We start from the raw sequence: 2,408 nt of genomic DNA on the forward strand, positions 1-2,408 counted from the left end.
ACGCTAGCGAACGGCTTCGACGGGCTCGGCACCGAGTTCGTCTACAACAAGACGAAGGTGGTCTCGCAAGTCGCGCGGCTCAAGAAATGGCTCGATGACGGCGTAATGCAGATCGCGGGCCAGGGCTTCAGTCCCGAACAATTGTTCACGTCGGGCCGATGCTCGACCTTCGTCAATTCGACCGCATCGCACGGCAACATCGAGCGCAATGCGACCATCAACTGGAGCGCCACCTTCCTGCCGCACGAGAGCGACATCAATCCGCCTCTCAACAGCACCATCGGGGGCGGGGCCATCTGGGTCATGAAGGGCCACACGCCGGAGCGATACGAGGCTGTCGCGGCCTTTCTGGATTTCGTCGCGCAGCCGGAAACCCAGGTCTGGTGGCACGGCGCAACCGGCTATGTTCCCGCGACCAACCGCGCCTATGCACTCGCGCGGGAGCGGGGCTATTACAAGGATCATCCGACCAGGGAGATCGCGGTGCTGCAGCTCTCGCGCGGCACGCCGAACGAGAACTCGCGCGGCTTCCGCTTTGGCAACTTCGTGCAGACGATGCTGGCCCAGCGCCAGGAGGTCGAGGCGGTGTTCGCCGGTCAGAAGCAGCCGCAGCAGGCCATGGATGACGCAGTCAAGCGGGGTAACGAGATCCTGCGGCAGTTCGAAAAGCTGAATGCCGGGAAGACTCCGGAAACCGAGCGTCCATGACGTTGCGCCTGTCCATCCCGTGGCGCGCGGCACGCGCACCCATGCTTCAGGGAAGGCAGGGGGGCGGAGGGTCGAAGGCCGTGCCGGCGGCTGCCGCCGGTAGATCGCGTCCGTCGGGGAGAACGCGGCCGCGTGAGGAGGCCGGACTGAAGCGGGCCAATTTCGGCGACAGTCCCGGCCTGCCGACTTTGCTGTTGCTGCCGCAATTTCTGATCCTGCTGTTCTTCTTCTTCATTCCGTCGCTGCGGGCCCTGATGCAGTCCGTTCTGCTCAGCGATCCGTTCGGGACCAACGTTCAGTTCGTGTGGCTCGACAATTTCAAGACGCTGCTTGCGAGCAGCGACTACCGCCAGTCGATCGCGGTGACGTTCTGGTTTACGGTGGCGCAGAACGTGCTCACATTAGGCAGCGCGCTCGTGCTGGCCTTTGCCACCGACAGGATCATACGCGGCCGTTCGGCCTATCGCACGATCATCCTGTTGCCCTATGCCATAGCGCCCGCGATCGCCGGCATCCTGTGGGCCTTCTTATTCAATCCCGCCGTCGGCCCGCTCGCGCAGGTGCTGCACGGGCTCGGTATTGCATGGGACCCCAACCTCAATCCGACCGATGCGCTGATCCTGGTGACGCTGGCCGCGTCATGGAAGCACATCTGCTACGACTATATCTTTCTGGTCGTGGGGTTGCTCGCGGTGCCCGTGTCGCTGATGGAGGCTGCCGCCGTGGATGGCGCGGGACCGATCCGCCGCTTCGTCTCGATCGCGCTGCCGATGCTCGGGCCCACCATCTTCTTCCTCACGGTGATGAACTTCATCTATGGCTTCTTCGAAACCTTCGCCATCATCGATGCCGTGACCAAGGGCGGCCCGGCCGGTGCAACCAACATTCTGGTCTACAAGGTCTTCGTCGACGGCTTCGTCAATCTCGATCTCGGCTCTTCCGCTGCACAGTCGGTTCTCCTGATGAGCTTTGCGCTGATTTGCACGCTGCTGCAATTCCGCTACTTCGACCGCAAGGTCAATTACGGGGTCTAGCCGCATGGTGGAACGCTCACCGATCCTTGACATGCTCTGCCACGCGATCCTGATCGCCGGCGCGCTGATGGTCTGCGTACCGCTGTATTTCGCATTCGTGGCCGGCTCGCTCACGGTGGCCGAGGTGCAGAAGGTGCCGCTGCCATGGCTGCCGGGAAGCCAGTTTTTCGACAATCTGCAGCTGGCCTGGAGCAAGGGCAATTTCAGCCGCACCTTCGCGAATTCGATTATCGTGGCGCTCGGCATCACGGCCGGCAAGATCGCGGTATCGCTGCTCTCGGCCTTCGCCATCACCTACTTCCGATTCCGCTATCGAATGCTCGCATTCTGGCTGATCTTCACGTCGCTGATGTTGCCGATCGAGGTCCGGATCGTGCCGACCTTCGAAGCCGTGGCAAATGCGGCGCTGCCGCTGCAATGGCTCTTGGATACGCTCCATGTCGCCGATCTCTGGCGCTGGATCAGCGGGCACGAGGTCGCGATCGCGCTCGAATGGAACATGGTCAACACCTATCCGGGGCTGATCCTTCCGCTGATCGCCTCGGCCACCGCCACGTTCCTTTTTCGCCAGTTCTTCCTGACGATCCCGGAGGAGCTGTGCGAGGCGGCGAGGCTGGATGGCGCCTCGCCGCTGCACTTCTTCTGGAGCATCCTGCTGCCGCTGTC

Annotated in this window: 3 protein-coding genes; all 3 read left to right on the plus strand. The window is 62.6% G+C overall.

What is annotated here, in order from left to right; translation table 11 throughout:
• Positions 1-708 (plus strand): extracellular solute-binding protein (locus GGD66_RS41045; RefSeq protein ID WP_183262275.1); only part of this gene is annotated, 708 nt, incomplete at its 5' end.
• A gap of 80 nt (positions 709-788) precedes the next feature.
• Complete coding sequence (locus GGD66_RS41050; RefSeq protein ID WP_312014233.1) at positions 789-1,742, plus strand: ABC transporter permease subunit; 954 nt, start codon at positions 789-791, stop codon at positions 1,740-1,742.
• A gap of 4 nt (positions 1,743-1,746) precedes the next feature.
• The coding region (locus tag GGD66_RS41055) for an ABC transporter permease subunit (RefSeq protein ID WP_183262277.1) at positions 1,747-2,408 on the plus strand (662 nt) is incomplete at its 3' end.

Origin of the sequence: Bradyrhizobium sp. CIR48 (assembly GCF_014198315.1) — a bacterium.
Taxonomy (GTDB): domain Bacteria; phylum Pseudomonadota; class Alphaproteobacteria; order Rhizobiales; family Xanthobacteraceae; genus Bradyrhizobium.